This window comes from Pseudomonas syringae KCTC 12500 (genome assembly GCF_000507185.2).
Classification (GTDB): domain Bacteria; phylum Pseudomonadota; class Gammaproteobacteria; order Pseudomonadales; family Pseudomonadaceae; genus Aquipseudomonas; species Aquipseudomonas syringae.
Genome location: NZ_AYTM02000002.1, coordinates 2,210,354 through 2,225,703 on the forward strand (window position 1 = coordinate 2,210,354; position 15,350 = coordinate 2,225,703).

Annotated in this window: 15 protein-coding genes; 7 read left to right on the top strand and 8 right to left on the bottom strand. The window is 59.4% G+C overall.

The features are described from left to right. Positions 1–56: 56 nt before the first annotated feature. Entirely contained in the window at positions 57–1,472 is a 1,416-nt protein-coding gene (locus tag V476_RS10225) for an acetyl-CoA carboxylase biotin carboxylase subunit (protein WP_003401293.1), read from the bottom strand. 160 nt (positions 1,473–1,632) lie between these two features. Between V476_RS10225 and V476_RS10230 the strand changes: the two genes are divergently transcribed. Further along, on the top strand, positions 1,633–2,583 hold the full coding sequence (locus V476_RS10230; protein WP_024959032.1) for a LysR family transcriptional regulator: 951 nt from the start codon (positions 1,633–1,635) through the stop codon (positions 2,581–2,583). Here V476_RS10230 and V476_RS26980 read toward each other — a convergent pair. Both V476_RS26980 and hexR read right to left on the bottom strand, forming a co-directional pair. Next, positions 2,537–2,722, bottom strand: coding sequence for a PA3496 family putative envelope integrity protein (locus tag V476_RS26980; RefSeq protein WP_003316061.1), 186 nt, complete (start codon positions 2,720–2,722; stop codon positions 2,537–2,539). The two genes, V476_RS10230 and V476_RS26980, sit on opposite strands and share 47 nt — an antisense overlap. A 144-nt stretch (positions 2,723–2,866) precedes the next feature. After that, positions 2,867–3,733, bottom strand: coding sequence for a transcriptional regulator HexR (gene hexR / locus V476_RS10235; RefSeq protein WP_003316059.1), 867 nt, complete (start codon positions 3,731–3,733; stop codon positions 2,867–2,869). 308 nt (positions 3,734–4,041) lie between these two features. Between hexR and uvrD the strand changes: the two genes are divergently transcribed. The 3 genes from uvrD to V476_RS10250 all read left to right on the top strand — a co-directional run bounded on the left by uvrD (position 4,042) and on the right by V476_RS10250 (position 7,810). Beyond that, positions 4,042–6,225: a DNA helicase II gene (uvrD, locus tag V476_RS10240; protein ID WP_024959031.1), complete on the top strand. Its 2,184-nt coding sequence runs from the start codon at positions 4,042–4,044 to the stop codon at positions 6,223–6,225. 200 nt (positions 6,226–6,425) lie between these two features. After that, positions 6,426–7,271, top strand: coding sequence for a Tim44 domain-containing protein (locus V476_RS10245; RefSeq protein ID WP_003421439.1), 846 nt, complete (start codon positions 6,426–6,428; stop codon positions 7,269–7,271). A gap of 131 nt (positions 7,272–7,402) precedes the next feature. Continuing rightward, positions 7,403–7,810, top strand: coding sequence for an SMI1/KNR4 family protein (locus V476_RS10250; protein WP_003316056.1), 408 nt, complete (start codon positions 7,403–7,405; stop codon positions 7,808–7,810). A 38-nt stretch (positions 7,811–7,848) separates the two neighbouring features. Here the strand turns inward: V476_RS10250 and V476_RS10255 are convergent, their stop codons facing one another. Next, positions 7,849–9,612 carry a cation:proton antiporter gene (locus V476_RS10255; RefSeq protein WP_003421442.1) on the bottom strand — a complete coding sequence of 588 codons (1,764 nt, stop codon included), beginning with the start codon at positions 9,610–9,612 and terminating at the stop codon, positions 7,849–7,851. A gap of 291 nt (positions 9,613–9,903) precedes the next feature. Here V476_RS10255 and V476_RS10260 point away from each other — a divergent pair, with 291 nt between their 5' ends. Further along, positions 9,904–10,389: an acyl-CoA thioesterase gene (locus tag V476_RS10260; protein WP_003316052.1), complete on the top strand. Its 486-nt coding sequence runs from the start codon at positions 9,904–9,906 to the stop codon at positions 10,387–10,389. A 46-nt stretch (positions 10,390–10,435) separates the two neighbouring features. Here the strand turns inward: V476_RS10260 and pdxY are convergent, their stop codons facing one another. After that, on the bottom strand, positions 10,436–11,302 hold the full coding sequence (pdxY, locus tag V476_RS10265; protein ID WP_003340274.1) for a pyridoxal kinase PdxY: 867 nt from the start codon (positions 11,300–11,302) through the stop codon (positions 10,436–10,438). Between the two features lie 118 nt (positions 11,303–11,420). On the opposite strand from pdxY, the gene V476_RS10270 reads away from it, so the two are divergent. Next, complete coding sequence (locus V476_RS10270) at positions 11,421–11,813, top strand: DUF3301 domain-containing protein (RefSeq protein WP_003316050.1); 393 nt, start codon at positions 11,421–11,423, stop codon at positions 11,811–11,813. Between the two features lie 143 nt (positions 11,814–11,956). On the opposite strand, the gene V476_RS10275 is transcribed toward V476_RS10270, so the two are convergent. Further along, positions 11,957–12,928 carry a CobW family GTP-binding protein gene (locus V476_RS10275; protein ID WP_024959030.1) on the bottom strand — a complete coding sequence of 324 codons (972 nt, stop codon included), beginning with the start codon at positions 12,926–12,928 and terminating at the stop codon, positions 11,957–11,959. A gap of 52 nt (positions 12,929–12,980) precedes the next feature. Here V476_RS10275 and V476_RS10280 point away from each other — a divergent pair, with 52 nt between their 5' ends. Continuing rightward, a complete protein-coding gene (locus V476_RS10280) occupies positions 12,981–13,355 on the top strand; it encodes a hypothetical protein (protein WP_010422769.1) in 375 nt (124 codons plus the stop codon). A 3-nt stretch (positions 13,356–13,358) separates the two neighbouring features. Here the strand turns inward: V476_RS10280 and V476_RS10285 are convergent, their stop codons facing one another. Then, positions 13,359–14,009, bottom strand: coding sequence for a DUF1826 domain-containing protein (locus V476_RS10285; protein WP_024959029.1), 651 nt, complete (start codon positions 14,007–14,009; stop codon positions 13,359–13,361). Then, on the bottom strand, positions 14,009–15,217 hold the full coding sequence (zigA, locus tag V476_RS10290) for a zinc metallochaperone GTPase ZigA (protein ID WP_024959028.1): 1,209 nt from the start codon (positions 15,215–15,217) through the stop codon (positions 14,009–14,011). Before zigA ends, V476_RS10285 begins: the two co-directional genes overlap by 1 nt. Positions 15,218–15,350: the final 133 nt, after the last annotated feature.

A 15,350-nucleotide genomic window follows, 5' to 3' on the forward strand; every position in this document is an offset into this window, starting at 1 on the left:
TAAGAGCGACTCGGCTTTTACTTGCAGCTTATAGCTTGAAACTTGCAGCTGCTTATTCATAAGCCTGCATGGGCGGCAATGGCGGCGGCGATGGCCAGGGCCAGCTCTTCGGGTTTGCGTTTGATCGAATAATTGGTCAGCTCGGGGTGGCTCTCGACAAAGCTGGTGTTGAACTCACCGCTGCGAAACTCCGGGTTGCGGAGGATTTCCTGGTAATAGGCAGCCGTGGTCTTGACCCCTTGCAGGCGCATGTCATCGAGCGCACGCAGGCCGCGGTCCATGGCCTCTTCCCAGGTCAACGCCCAGACAATCAGCTTCAGGCACATCGAGTCATAGAACGGCGGAATGGTGTAGCCGGTATAGATCGCCGTGTCGGTACGCACGCCAGGCCCGCCGGGCGCGTAATAACGAGTGATCTTGCCGAAGCTGGGCAGGAAGTTGTTCTTCGGGTCCTCGGCGTTGATCCGGAACTGCAGGGCAAAACCGCGATGGATGATGTCTTCCTGCTTCACCGACAGCGGCAGACCGGAGGCGATACGAATCTGCTCGCGAACGATATCGATGCCGGTGATTTCTTCGGTGATGGTGTGCTCGACCTGCACCCGGGTGTTCATCTCCATGAAGTACACCTCGCCCTCGGCGAGCAGAAATTCCACGGTGCCGGCATTCTCGTAACCGACTGCCTTGGCCGCACGTACCGACAGATCGCCGATGTAGGCGCGCTGTTCGGGGGTCAACTGCGGGCTGGGAGCAATTTCGATGAGTTTCTGGTTGCGTCGTTGAATCGAACAGTCGCGCTCGAACAGGTGCACCACGTTGCCGAAGCTGTCGCCCAGAATCTGCGCTTCAATGTGCTTGGGATTGACGATGCATTTCTCAAGAAAGACTTCTGCCGAGCCGAAGGCCTTGGTCGCTTCGGAAATCACGCGCGGGAAGGCCTGCTCGAGTTCTTCGCGGCTGTTACAGCGGCGGATACCCCGTCCGCCGCCCCCGGAGGTGGCCTTGAGCATCACCGGGTAACCGATGCGCTCGCCCTCGGCCAGCGCCTCGTCGATATCTGCCACGTTGCCTTCGGTGCCGGGCGTGACCGGTACGCCGGCCTTGATCATGCTGCGCCGGGCCTCGGTCTTATCCCCCATGCGACGAATAACTTCTGCTGAGGGGCCGATGAATTTGATCCCTCGTTCGGCACAAATATCGGCCAGTTCGGCATTCTCGGAAAGAAAGCCATAGCCGGGATGCAACGCATCGCAACCGGTTTCCACTGCCAGATTCACCAATTTACGCGGGTTCAGATAACCCGCCAGAGGTTCGGCACCAATGCTATAGGCTTCGTCCGCACGTTTGACATGCAAGGCATGCCGGTCCGCTTCGGAAAAGATCGCCACCGAGCGAATGCCCATCTCGGCGCATGCACGCACGATGCGAACGGCAATCTCCCCACGGTTGGCGATCAGAATTTTTGTTATCACTGGCGTTTCCCTCGACCCACACTTGTAACCGTGTATGTGACTGAATGTCGCAGGGCCACCCTATGCCCAATCGAGGATTAACAAAAATGAGTAAAAGTTGGGAGGTGCATAAGTAAAAGCTTATAGTTGGCGCTTCAGTCGTATCGCGGAGCCTTTATAAATGCGTAAGTCATTGATGCGTATGACATTGCGTCAACTGCGCATTTTCAATGAAGTGTGCGATCTGCGCTCATACAGCCGCGCGGCCGAAGAGATGTCGCTGACACAACCCGCTGTCAGCCTGCAGATTCGCCAGCTCGAAGAGCTGATCGGCCAGCCGCTGTTCGAATACGTCAGCAAAAAGCTCTACCTGACCGAAGCGGCGCAAGCGCTGCAACAGGCCAGCCGGGATATTTTCGGGCGCCTGGAAAGCCTGGACATGCAGCTTTCCGACATGCAGGGCTCGCTGCAAGGCCAGTTGAAGCTGGCAGTCGAATCGAGCTGCAAGTACTTCATCCCTCACCTGTTCGCCGCCTTCAAGCGCCAGCACCCGGAAGTCAACCTGAGCCTGATGGTGGTCAATCGCGCGCAAGTCATCAGGCGCCTGGCGGATAACCGCGATGATCTTGTGGTGATGTCGGCAGTGCCGCTGGACATGGGCCTGGAGTTCTTGCCGTTCCTGAATAACCCGATTGTCGCCGTAGCGCCGCCTGACCATCCGCTGAGCAGCCGCGCGACGCTGAACCTGAAAGATCTGGAGCCATGGCCGTTGCTGACCCGGGAAACAGGATCGGGCACGCGTCGGGCCTGCGAGGAGTTCTTCAAAGAGAAGCGCGTGCATTTCACGCAGACGCTGGAAGTGTCCTCCAGCGAAGCACAACGTGAATGCGTGGTAGCCGGGCTGGGCCTGGCGATGCTGACCCGACACGCGGTCTGCCAGGAACTCGCCACAGGCGCCCTGGTCGAGCTGCCCGTGGCGGAGTTGCCACTGTATCGAAGCTGGTGCGTGGCTCAGGCCGGGGACAAACGCCTTTCACCTGTGGCACATGCGTTTCTTGCGTTCATCCGCACCGAACGTGCGCAGATCAGCCAGCTTGTCGAGCGTTTCGACGGTCGACCGCGGGCAACTTGATCGTCTGCCAAACGGCGTTATCCATGCCATCCATGTAGTCACACAGCTCCTGATTGAGCTGACGTGCCTCGCTGTAGCTTTCAATTGCCCGACGAAACTCCATGCGACGCTGATCTTCCTGCTGACGGCGGGTTTTCACGGTGCTGGTGGGTAAATCATCGTAATGCCGAGCCATGTCCTGTCTCCCAATACGTTTTGTGGGAGCACCAGAATGGAGCGTGACAGTGACAGTCAGGCGGCACGCAGGTGACAGATCGATGAAATTTGATGTAACGGGATCGGCTCAGTCTTCGTGGGTCTTGATCGACTTTGGTGACAGGCGCAAGCCCCGCAGGCTGCGCTTGACGCTCTTGAGGTGGTTGACCAGACCGGGGCCGCGCGCCATGGCGACGCCCATTGCCAGCACATCAATGACAACCAGGTGTGCAATACGGGAAGTCAGCGGCGTGTAGATTTCGGTGTCTTCGTGCACATCGATGGCCAGGTTGACCGACGACAGCTCGGCCAGCGGTGTCTGGCTGGGGCACAGCGTGATCAGCGTCGCGCCGCTCTCGCGGACCAGATTGGCGGTGATCAGCAAATCCTTCGAACGGCCTGACTGCGAAATGCACACCGCGACATCTGTCGGCTTGAGCGTGACAGCTGACATCGCCTGCATGTGCGGATCGGAATACGCCGCAGCGGTCAGCAGTAGACGAAAGAACTTGTGCTGCGCATCAGCGGCCACTGCGCCGGACGCGCCAAACCCATAGAACTCGACCCGATTGGCCCCGGCCATGGCCGTGACTGCCAGTTGCAACGCATGGGGGTCGAGGTTTTCGCGCACTTCCATGAGCGTGTGCAGCGTGGTGTCGAAAATCTTCAGGCTGTAGTCGGCAACCGAATCGTCTTCGTGAATCGCGAACTGCCCAAAACTTGCGCCCGCCGCGAGGCTCTGCGCCAGCTTGAGCTTGAGGTCCTGAAACCCGGAGCAGCCGATGGCGCGGCAGAAACGCACGATGGTCGGCTCACTGATACCGACACTGTGCGCCAGATCTGCCATGGAACTGTGCATCACGGCCGCAGGGTCGAGCAGCACATGGTCGGCTACCTTGAGCTCCGATTTGCGCAGCAAATTACGTGACTGGGCGATGTGTTGCAGCAGATTCAAGGGGCAGACTCGGCAAAAAGAGAGATGGGATGGTTGTAGCTTTCTTGTAGTTATACTACATGACCCGCCAGCCGCCCAGTTAAACGAAGCCGGAACGCGCCGTGCGGGCGTTATCAGCGGCAATTGTGGGAATAATCCTACATTAGGCCCATTCGCCAGTCAGACCCTGCCTGTTCACCCATAAAGGTAGACGCAACGCATTCGCGCCCGACAACAGGCGACGACCGGTCGTCAGCGCCCCCGCTATTTTTATTGGCTGACGCAAAGCATGGTTTGCCCGTCATCGCGCGGCACCCTAGAATGCGCTGATGCGCGATGATCTCTCTCTTCTTCTGAATTCCCTCAACGATGCCCAACGTCAGGCCGTAGCCGCCTCTCTGGGTCGTCAGTTGGTTCTGGCTGGTGCTGGCTCCGGCAAAACCCGTGTGCTGGTGCATCGCATCGCATGGCTGATGCAGGTCGAGCAAGCCTCCCCGCATTCGGTCCTGTCGGTGACGTTCACCAACAAGGCTGCCGCCGAAATGCGCCACCGTATCGAGCAGCTAATGGGCATCAGCCCGGCTGGCATGTGGGTGGGCACCTTCCACGGGCTGGCCCATCGCCTGCTGCGGGCGCACTGGCAGGAAGCCGGGCTGGTGCAGACCTTCCAGATTCTCGACAGCGATGACCAGCAGCGTCTGGTAAAGCGCGTGATGCGCGAGCTGGGTCTGGACGAACAACGCTGGCCTGCACGTCAGGCCCAGTGGTTCATCAATGGTCAGAAAGACGAAGGCCTGCGCCCGAAACATATTCAGGCCAGCGGCGACCTGTTCCTGACCACCATGAAAAGCGTCTACGAAGCCTACGAGATCGCCTGCCAGCGGGCCGGCGTCATCGACTTCTCCGAGCTGCTGCTGCGCGCTCTCGACCTGTGGCGCGATAACCCGGGCTTGCTGGCGCATTATCAGCGCCGCTTCCGTCACGTCCTGGTGGACGAGTTCCAGGACACCAACGCCGTGCAGTACGCCTGGCTGCGCCTGCTCGCCCAGGGGGGCGACAGCCTGATGGTGGTCGGCGACGACGATCAGTCCATTTACGGCTGGCGCGGCGCGAAGATCGAGAACATCCACCAGTATTCCTCGGACTTTCCGGACACCGAAGTCATCCGCCTGGAGCAGAACTACCGCTCCACAGCGAGCATCCTCAAGGCCGCCAACGGCTTGATCATCAATAACAGTGGTCGCCTGGGCAAGGAATTGTGGACCGACGTCGGCGATGGCGAGCTGATCAATCTGTACGCCGCGTTCAACGAGCACGATGAAGCGCGTTACGTGGTCGAGACCATCGAAAGCGCGCTGAAAACCGGTATTTCGCGCAACGACATCGCCATTCTGTACCGCTCCAACGCCCAGTCGCGGGTGCTTGAAGAAGCCCTGCTGCGTGAGCGCATTCCGTACCGCATTTACGGCGGACAGCGCTTCTTCGAACGTGCCGAAATCAAGAACGCGATGGCCTACATGCGCTTGCTGGAAGGCCGTGGCAACGATGCGGCACTGGAGCGGGTGATCAACGTTCCGGCGCGCGGCATCGGTGAAAAAACCGTCGAAGCGATTCGCGAGCATGCGCGTCATGCCGACGTCTCCATGTGGGAAGCCATGCGCCTGCTGGTTGCCAACAAGGGCCTGACCGGACGCGCCGCCACTGCCTTGGGCGGTTTCATCGAGCTGATCGAGAACCTCGCGGCCAAGGTCATGGAAATGCCGCTGCACCTGATGACCCAGACGGTGATCGAACAGTCCGGGCTGATTACCTATCACGAGCAGGAAAAAGGCGAGAAAGGTCAGGCGCGGGTAGAAAACCTTGAGGAACTGGTCAGCGCTGCCCGTGCTTTCGAGAATCACGAAAGCGAAGAAGACCTGACGCCACTGGCCGCGTTTTTGGGGCATGCCTCGCTGGAAGCGGGCGACACCCAGGCGCAGGAGCATGAAGACAGCATTCAGCTGATGACCCTGCACAGCGCCAAGGGCCTGGAATTCCCGCACGTGTTCCTGGTGGGCATGGAGGAAGGGCTGTTCCCGCACAAGATGAGTCTGGAAGAACCGGGCCGTCTTGAAGAGGAACGGCGCCTGGCCTATGTCGGCATCACCCGGGCCATGAAACAGTTGGTGATGACCTACGCCGAAACGCGTCGTCTGTACGGCAGCGAAACCTACAACAAGGTCTCGCGTTTCGTACGCGAAATCCCGCCGGCGCTGATTCAGGAAGTCCGGCTGTCCAACAGCGTCAACCGTCCGTTCGGCGGCTCGCCGAAATTCAACAGCAGCAGCCTGTTCAACGGCACCGGCATTCCGGAAACCGAGTTCACCATGGGCCAGCGCGTCCAGCATGCGGTATTCGGCGAAGGTGTGATCCTCAACTTCGAAGGCGCTGGCGCCCAGGCCCGGGTGCAGGTCAACTTCCCCGAGGGCAGCAAGTGGCTGATGATGGGCTACGCGAAGCTGGTGCCGTTGTAGGCCGGTCGATCATCGCCCATACGTCCCTGACTATCGTTCCCACGCTAGCGTGAGGAACGATAATCCTCGTACACATCTTACGAAGCGCGTAGAAAAGTCCTACGCTGTTTATGTAAAAGTCCGAAACACTAACGCGCTGGTCATGTCGCCATCCGCTGTGCAACATGGCGCGCGTGCAATCACAAAACGGGAATACCCTTATGCAACGTTTTCTAAGCATCGCGATGGCGCTGTGCATCGGGCTCACCATGAGCCTGGATGTGAACGCCGCGCGCTTCGGTGGCGGCAAGAGCATGGGCTCGGCGCCTACGCATCAGACACGTCAGGCCGCGCCTTCCACACCTGCGGCAGCGCCTAACGCTGCGGGTCGTCCTGCCGCTGCGCCAAGCGGTGCTTCGCGCTGGCTGGGCCCATTGGCCGGTATCGCTGCCGGTGGCCTTCTCGCGTCGATGTTCATGGGGGACGGCTTCAACGGCCTGCAACTGTTCGACATCCTGATCATGGGCCTCATCGCCTTTCTGATCTTCCGCTTCATTGCGCGTCGTCGGCAGCAGCAACAGCCGAAAATGGCCGCTGCCGGTGCACCACCGTACCAGCGCGAAACCAGCCAGCCTGCGCAGAACCCGATCTTCGGCAGTTCTTCCCCGGCCTCCACTGCGCCAGTGATCAACGCACCTGCCTGGTTCAATGAACAGCGCTTCCTGGACGCTGCTCGCGGCCACTTCCAGTCGCTGCAGCAGCACTGGGACGCCAACGAGATGGACAAGATCGCCGAGTTCGTCACCCCGCAAATGCTGCAGTTCCTGAAAAAGGAACGTGCGGACCTGGGCGACGGTTTCCAGTCGACCTACATCGAAAACCTTCAGGTCCAGCTGGACGGTGTGGATGATCGTGCCGACAAGACCATTGCCACACTGACGTTCTCGGGCGTGTCCAAGACGTCGCGTTTCGACCAGGGCGAAGTGTTCAGCGAAAGCTGGAACATGGAACGCCCGCAAGGCGATAACCAGCCTTGGCTGGTGGCAGGAATTCGCCAGAACGGTTGAACCAGAACCCGTTCTCGCGTTCAGAACCCCGGACATGTCCGGGGTTTTTTGTTTATCCGTTCGGATAGTTATTTTGAGAAAGGCTTTACGCTACTGTATAACCCGCGCCATCAAGTGAGAGGATCTGTGTCGTGGAAGAAGTCATTGAACAACTGCGTGAAGCAAATGAACCGGTTCCGGTTCCGCTTGAGCTGCCTGACGAAGACCAACTGGTAGAGATCGAGGAACAGCTGTTCATCAACATTCCGTTTGTCTTCAAGGAATTTCTCCTGACAGTCAGCGATGTGGTGTATGGCAGCCTTGAACCCGTCACTGTGACCGACCCGCAGTCGCACACTTACCTGCCTGACGTGGCCGCTACGGCCTGGGATCTGGGCGTGCCACGCGAGCTGATCCCGATCTGTCAGGACGGTGACGACTACTACTGCGTCGAGGAAGACGGCACTGTATTGCTGTGGTCCGCCGAGGAAGAACTGGTCACCGAAGACAGCTGGGAATCGGTCTGGCACTGGGCTCGGGATGTCTGGCTGGAAAGCTGAGACACCTCTGCTGCGCAGTATTCAAGAATCTCCGGGCCTCAGTGCCCGGAGTTCTCTTGATGGTTACCCAGTGTTTCCAGTAACGCAATCTGCATCCGGGTATGCACACGGATCAGCCAGCGCCACAGCAATGCAGCGACCAGCGCAGCAACCAGAGCAACCACCAGCAGCAGTTCGTTGGCCGGCAGAATGCTTGCCGACAGCGCCGCCAGCATCACGAAAATCACCATCAGCGATAACAGCGGAATCACCTCGGCCACGACCTTGCGCACGCGCACGGTATGCCGGCCCGCCATCTCGGGCTTCACGCCCATCTCGGCCAGCAGCATCGACAGTGCCTTGAGCTTGCGGTACGCAGCAATCAGAAAAGGCAGTGACAGCAGCAGCGCCGCGCCGCAGATCCAGGCTTTCTGATGGCTGACATCGCCCACCCATTCGCTCATGTAGCCGCCAAGACGCTCGGCAAAATAGCCACCGCTGAAAAAGATCGCCATCACCAGTGCCAGGTTGACGCCGACCTGCAAGAGAATCCGCCTGATCATCCCGGCCAGCACTGCACTCTGGCCTTGCGGCTGAATGCTGCGCAGCCACTCGCCGTACATGCCGAACACCCGTGCAACGCGCCGGGGCATGATCGCCGCCAGCTTGAGCGACAACGGGTCTGCGCCGCGAATCAGGTACGGTGTCAGCAGGGTGGTGATGGCGGATACGGCGACTGCCACCGGGTACAGGAAGTCGCTGGTGACCTGCAGGGTCATGCCCAACGCTGCGATGATGAAGGAAAACTCGCCAATCTGTGACAGTCCCATGCCCACGCGCAGTGAGGTACGGCCATCGTTGCCTGCGATAAAGGCGCCCAGGCCGCAGGACAGCATCTTGCCCAGCACTACGGCAACGGTAATGACGGCGATCGGCCAGGCATATTGCAGCAGGATGCCCGGATCGATCATCAAACCGATGGCCACGAAAAAGATCGCGCTGAACATGTCGCGAACCGGCTCGATCAGGCGCTCGATCTTCAGCAGCTCACGCGACTCGGCCATGATCGCGCCGATCAGGAAGGCGCCGAGTACCATGCTGTATTCCAGCTTGACCACCAGCAGACAGAAGCCGAAACACAGGCCCAGGACGGTGATCAGCAGCATCTCGTTGCTTTCGAATCTGGCGACATAGGACAGCAGTCGAGGCACAACAAGGATACCGACCACCAGCGCCACGATCATGAACAGCGACAGCTTGCCGACGGTGGAGAACACTTCCCCGGAACTGACCGAGCCGCTGACGGCGATCCCGGACAGCAGCGCAATGATGCCGATACCGAGAATGTCTTCCACGATCAACACGCCGAAAATCAACTGGGCAAAGCGCTGGTTCTTCATCTTCAGGTCGTTGAGCGCCTTGACGATGATGGTGGTGGAAGAGATCGCCAGAATCGCGCCGAGAAACAGCGAGTCCATGGTTTTCCAGCCAAAGAACTGCCCGATCTCATAACCGATCCAGATCATCAGGGCAATTTCCAGAAAGGCCGCGATGAACGCCGTGGCACCGACCTTGAACAGCTTGCGCAGGCTGAACTCCAGCCCGAGGCAGAACATCAGGAAGATCACCCCCAGTTCGGCCAGAATTTTGATGGTGTCTTCGTCGTGGATCAGACTGAATGGCGGGGTGTGCGGACCGATGATGAACCCGGCAACGATATAGCCCAGTACGACCGGCTGCCGGAGGCGATGGAAAAGAATGGTCACCACACCGGCCACCAGCATGATCACTGCCAGATCCTGAATGAAATTGATGGCATGCATGATGGCGAAGCTCCTTGTGATGATGACGTTGCAAGCCGATATCGCCGCGCCCTTCAGGGCGACAGCTATCCTTTTCGTCACTAAAATCCGATAAAGACGTAGGAAAAAACCCGACCCACAGGTTTTTGCAGGTTAACACCGCCCCCTTCGACATAAAGGCGGTGCAATATATGGAAACAGATAGTTATGACGCGTGACGGCCGCCTGCTGGCCAGCGTCCCGATAACTGTCGCAAGCCCCTTGAGCGCCAGCATAGGCGCCCCTTGAACACCTTGACCGTGTGAGTACGCTATGGAACCCGGAAACGCCCAGCTGTCGATGACTGTATTGATGACCCCGGACATGGCCAACTTCTCTGGCAACGTACACGGCGGCACATTGCTCAAGTACCTGGACGAAGTGGCCTACGCATGTGCCAGCCGCTACGCCGGACGCTACGTGGTGACGCTGTCGGTAGACCAGGTGATTTTCCGTGAGCCGGTGCACGTCGGTGAGCTGGTGACCTTTCTCGCCTCGGTCAATTACACCGGCAACACCTCCATGGAGGTGGGCATCAAGGTGGTCACCGAAAATATCCGCGAACGCTCGGTACGTCACTCCAACAGCTGCTTCTTCACCATGGTTGCCGTGGACGACAATCGCAAGCCCGCCAGCGTCCCGCCCCTGGAGCCCGAATCGGCCGATGCCAAGCGGCGTTTCATCCAGGCGCAGCAACGCCGCCAGATTCGTCAGGAACTGGAAAAGCGTTATCAGGACATCAAGGAAGAAGCGTTGTAATTACCCGGCTCGGGCATCGATGCCCGAGCCTTTGATAGCAGCTCTATTACAAACGCACGGCTTCGAACTTTACCCGTGGATGCGCGATGCGATCCTGAGCGCGCACCAGTTCCAGCTCATAGCTGCCACAGGCCTGGGTTTCCAGCAGCACCTCGTGGACGGCGGCCGCAGCGAACTCGAACGCTGCAACCAGATCGTCGCCGAGCAGCACACGCGACAGAAACAACCCGGAGGTCAGATCACCCACGCCGACCGGCTGACGCGGAAATGCCAGTAACGGGCGGCGCAGATGCCAGCTGGCCTCGGCAGTGACCAACAGCATTTCAAAACCATCGGCGGCCTTGCCGGGGTAATCGAGGTGTTTCACCACAATCGCCTTGGGACCACGCGCCAGCAAGGCACGCGCCATCGCCAGGCAGTCGTGCAGTGATTCGGGCTTACGCCCCGAGAAGCTGTCCAGCTCCAGTTGATTGGGGCACATGAAGTCCGCCATGGCCGCCGCTTCCTGCAGCAGGAAATCACTGACTTCGGGCGCAACGATGCAGCCTTTTTCAGGATGGCCCATCACCGGGTCGCACAGGTACAGCGCTTTCGGATTGGCCGCCTTGATGCGTGCCACGCCCGTGAGGATCGCCCTGCCCTGCGCCGCACTGCCCAGATACCCCGACAGCACCGCATCGCAGTTGCCCAGCTCGCCGATGGCGGCAATCCCGTCGATCAGCGCAGGAATCTGCTGCGGAGCCAGCACTTCGCCGGTCCACTGCTTGTATTGCGTGTGGTTGGAGAACTGGACCGTGTTGAGCGGCCAGACGTTGACCCCGATACGCTGCATCGGGAACACCGCTGCGCTGTTGCCGGCGTGGCCGAATACCACATGGGACTGGATAGCGAGCAAATGAGGCGTACGTTTCATGGGGGGCGGAATCCTGAACACGATGCAAATGCAATAATGAGAAATATAAGTCGCGCAGTATGGCTGTAAATCACTCAGGACAGTTAAGCTGACGACTCCTACGCTGGAGCACTCCGTCATGCTGACCCTGGGAAACATCTTCGTGCTGATGCTGTTCGCGAGCGCCGCGGCCTGGTGGTGGCACGCCCATGGTCTGCGCGAAAAGGCGCTGGCACGCGTCAAGCAGCACTGCGAACGCCTTGAGCTGCAATTGCTGGACGACGCGGTTGCCCTGCGCCGCCTGACCTTCGCCCGCGACGCTCAGGGCCGCAAACGCCTGGCCCGCGTGTATGGCTTCGAGTTCACGGTGACCGGCGAGCAACGTCACCCTGGCACGATCACCATGTTCGGCGCGCACACTGCGCAAATCGAACTGGCACCCTACCCGTTTGAAATCAAAACACCACCACCCAGCGCTGAAGTTATTCAGATGAGCGAATGGCGTCAATCGCATCAGAAATGGAAGCAGTAGCCACGCACGACTCTTGTTGCCGCGATTCAGCGCTCATCTCCATGCGCAAATCCGGCTGACTAGCGTGCCAGGGCTCCGGGTTGGCATGCCGTCCCGGACGCTCTGCGTGCTGCCCTCAGCTATCACCTGTCACCTGTCACCTGTCACGCCAGACACTCCCGCATCTGCGCCTGCAACTTATCCACATCCTGCGCTGTGGAAAAGATCAACTCCAGGCGAGAGTCCTGACGCCATTCGCTGATTTGCCAGGCCAGCGGAGCCCCATTTACCACGTTGCCGGAATACCAGCCGCCCTCGCTGTGGATAACCATCTTCGCCCGCCGCCAATCAAGGCTTTCCAGCCAGTGCAGGATGCGCTGCAGATCAAAGCGCTGCGAGGGATGCCAGCGCCAGCCGATGCTCCAGCCGTCAGCACTGACCTGACTCAGACAGATCGGCACCTTCGGGTCGGTCCATAGCGCGGGCAAGTGGCCGACGCCGTTGGGCAGCATCAGCTTATCCACAGTCTGTTTATCCACAGCGGTGCCACTGGCGAACCCCGGCACACGGCTCAGGGGCAGCTCGCCGTGTCGGGTCCAGATCAAGGCATGCGGCAGCAACTGTTCGGCCAATGCCTGGCGAGCGACATCATCCAGTTGCTCGGACTTGTTCATGACCACCAGCCCGGCGTGCGCCAGGGCTTCCTGCTGAGTACTCGGCAACGGTTGTCCGGCGAGCATTGCCTGCGCATCCAGCACCACCACGCCGGGCTGAACATCCAGAACGCCGCGCCACGGCGCTTCGCGCAATTGCGTCATCAGTTGCGCGGGATGGCCCAGCCCCGAAGGCTCGATCAACAGACGGTCCGGCCGCGCCTTGCGCAACAAACGCCCCAGGCCGATCTGAAATGGCACGCCATTGACGCAACACAGGCAGCCGCCAGCCACTTCGCCAAGTGCGATACCATCGGCATCCGTGGTCAGCAGCGCGGCGTCCAGGCCGATCTGCCCGAACTCATTGATCAATATAGCCCAGCGCTCATGGGCAGGTTTCTGCGCCAGCAGACGCTTGATCAGGCTGGTCTTGCCGGCGCCCAACGGGCCACCGATGACATGCGTCGGTATGTTTTGCAGCATGAGATCACTTTTGGCGAATGCGTTGTTCATTGAAGAGCAAGGAAGGATACCGATGCAAGTAATGCGGCTGTCTGCCCGCCTGGCGTTGATGCTGCTGACAGCGTCTTGCGGCTCGGCGTGGGCCGAAGCGTGTCTGGTCCACAGCCAGGCCGAAAGGCTCGACGTGAAGGTCTGCCAGGAAAATATCAACATTCCGGCAAACCTGTTTCACGACAGCTTCTGCCAGCCGCAACTGGCCGGGCAGAAGACCGAGACCACCTATTCGCAACAATGCCCGGCAGGCGCATTCGGCGTTTGCCGCAATGCGCAGGTTGCCAATATGCCGTATCGCGAGCACATCCACTATTACGGCGTCGCCGGTGACGCGCTGTACCTCAAGCCCTTTTGCGAAGGCCAGAGCAAGGGGCAGTGGATAACGCCTGACTGAGCATCACGCCATCCAGTCCAGCGTCAAAATCAACCTGCGCTCATTGCGCAGCAGTTGCGGCGAGCGATGGATCAGGCCAAAACCTTCATTGCCGTGCCAGCGCTCGCCCTTGAGCAGCGCTACTTCACCACTATTGATCTGCTGGATATGGGCGACATCTGTCGGCTCGGCGTCCAGATGCCCCAGTTGTTTGCGGTCCATCACCCCTTCATGCAGCCATTGACTGCCAACCCCACCGTAAGTGGTGATAAGACGCACAGGCACGTGGTCGACATGGAAGCGCGGGCACATGGCCTTGTCGAGCACCCGCAAGCGCAGGCCAACGCATTCGGCACCCAGCAGACAGGCATAGGCGCCGACCAGCCAGGAAACGTCGGCAATGAATCCCTGATAGCCCAGCAGGTCGGAATAGCCCGATGCCAGCGCGCTCAAGTCAGGCTCGACCTCGCCGCCCTGCACTTCCAGGGTCATGGACTCGGCTAAAGGCTCACCCATCGACAGCAGCAAGGCACCGAAGTCTTCTATGTGCGCAGGCAGTTGACGCTGCCAGAGCGCCAGGTTGACGCCATCCTGCAGAATATCGCCCAGCACGTCGGGCGTATCGCCCTGTGCCTGTCGGATTGCGGTTTCAGGTTTAAAACGATAAGCCAGCATCAGGCAGCCACCTCTTCATGCCAATCGCCAAACGGATCGGCCAGCGCACGCCAACGGTCGGCGCCCGCCTCCATCTCCGCATCAGTGAGCAGGCAGTTGTCCAGCTCGGCAGTCAACTGCGCAAAATCAATGTTCTGGCCGATGAACACCAGCTCCTGCCGACAGTCGCCGGTTTCAGTCGTCCAGTTCTCCAGAATGGAACTGACACTTTCCTTGTCGTCGGGCCAGCTGTCGCGGTTCACGAAACGCCACCAGCGCCCGGCAAAACCATGACGCATCAAGCCGCCTGCCTGCGACCAGCTGCCCGCATCCTTGTATTTACTGGCCAGCCAGAAGAAGCCTTTGGAGCGCAACAGCTTGCCGTTGCTCCAGGGACGATTGATGAAATCGAAAAAGCGCTCCGGATGGAACGGTCGGCGAGCACGATAGGCCGTTGATGCAATGCCGTACTCTTCGGTTTCCGGCAGGTGTTCGCCGCGCATTTCCTTGAGCCAGCCCGGTGCCTGGGAAGCGCGCTGGAAGTCAAAACGTCCGGTGTTGAGAATCGTCGCCAACGGCACATGGCCCATCACCATCGGCACAATCTCGGCTTCCGGGTTGAGGCGTTTGAGGATCGCCATCAGCTCTTCACGCTCACTGGAGCTGATCAGGTCGATCTTGCTGAGCAGGATGACGTCGGCAAACTCGATCTGCTCGATCAGCAGGTCGGTAATCGAGCGATCATCGTCTTCTCCCATGGTTTCACCGCGTGTGGACAAGCCGTCTGCCGCCTCGTAATCGAGCAGGAAGTTCACGCCGTCGACCACGGTGACCATGGTGTCCAGGCGCGCCAGGTCCATCAGGCTTTTGCCGGCCTCGTCGCGGAAGGTGAAGGTTTCAGCCACGGGCAACGGCTCGGAGATTCCTGTGGATTCGATCAATAAGTAATCAAAACGACCGTCCTGAGCCAGACGGCTGACCTCTTCGAGCAGATCCTCGCGCAGGGTGCAGCAAATGCAGCCATTGCTCATCTCGATCAGCTTTTCTTCGGCACGGTTCAGGCTGACATCACGCTGAACTTCGCTGCCGTCGATGTTGATCTCGCTCATGTCATTGACGATCACCGCAACCCGCAGGTTTTCACGGTTGCGCAGCACGTAATTGAGTAAAGTGCTTTTTCCGGCCCCGAGAAAACCGGACAGGACGGTAACGGGTAGAAGATTTGCCATCAGGATTCTCCAGGCAGCTGCAAGGTTTGAACCTTGTTCATGTCAGCTGCGACGAATCCCTCTGGCAGCCAACTCTAATCACAACAGGATGTTATAGTATAACAACTGTAAATAGCTATGGCCTTGCTGAAGG

What these genes read in the sequence shown, in the direction of transcription:
- V476_RS10275 (WP_024959030.1), bottom strand. Translation starts at nt 12,928, where the DNA reads ATGCTGCAAAACATACCGACGCATGTCATCGGTGGCCCGTTGGGCGCC.
- V476_RS10280 (WP_010422769.1), top strand. Translation starts at nt 12,981, where the DNA reads ATGCAAGTAATGCGGCTGTCTGCCCGCCTGGCGTTGATGCTGCTGACA.
- V476_RS10270 (WP_003316050.1), top strand. Translation starts at nt 11,421, where the DNA reads ATGCTGACCCTGGGAAACATCTTCGTGCTGATGCTGTTCGCGAGCGCC.
- zigA (WP_024959028.1), bottom strand. Translation starts at nt 15,217, where the DNA reads ATGGCAAATCTTCTACCCGTTACCGTCCTGTCCGGTTTTCTCGGGGCC.
- V476_RS10245 (WP_003421439.1), top strand. Translation starts at nt 6,426, where the DNA reads ATGCAACGTTTTCTAAGCATCGCGATGGCGCTGTGCATCGGGCTCACC.
- pdxY (WP_003340274.1), bottom strand. Translation starts at nt 11,302, where the DNA reads ATGAAACGTACGCCTCATTTGCTCGCTATCCAGTCCCATGTGGTATTC.
- V476_RS10255 (WP_003421442.1), bottom strand. Translation starts at nt 9,612, where the DNA reads ATGCATGCCATCAATTTCATTCAGGATCTGGCAGTGATCATGCTGGTG.
- uvrD (WP_024959031.1), top strand. Translation starts at nt 4,042, where the DNA reads ATGCGCGATGATCTCTCTCTTCTTCTGAATTCCCTCAACGATGCCCAA.
- V476_RS10260 (WP_003316052.1), top strand. Translation starts at nt 9,904, where the DNA reads ATGGAACCCGGAAACGCCCAGCTGTCGATGACTGTATTGATGACCCCG.
- V476_RS10230 (WP_024959032.1), top strand. Translation starts at nt 1,633, where the DNA reads ATGCGTAAGTCATTGATGCGTATGACATTGCGTCAACTGCGCATTTTC.
- V476_RS10285 (WP_024959029.1), bottom strand. Translation starts at nt 14,009, where the DNA reads ATGCTGGCTTATCGTTTTAAACCTGAAACCGCAATCCGACAGGCACAG.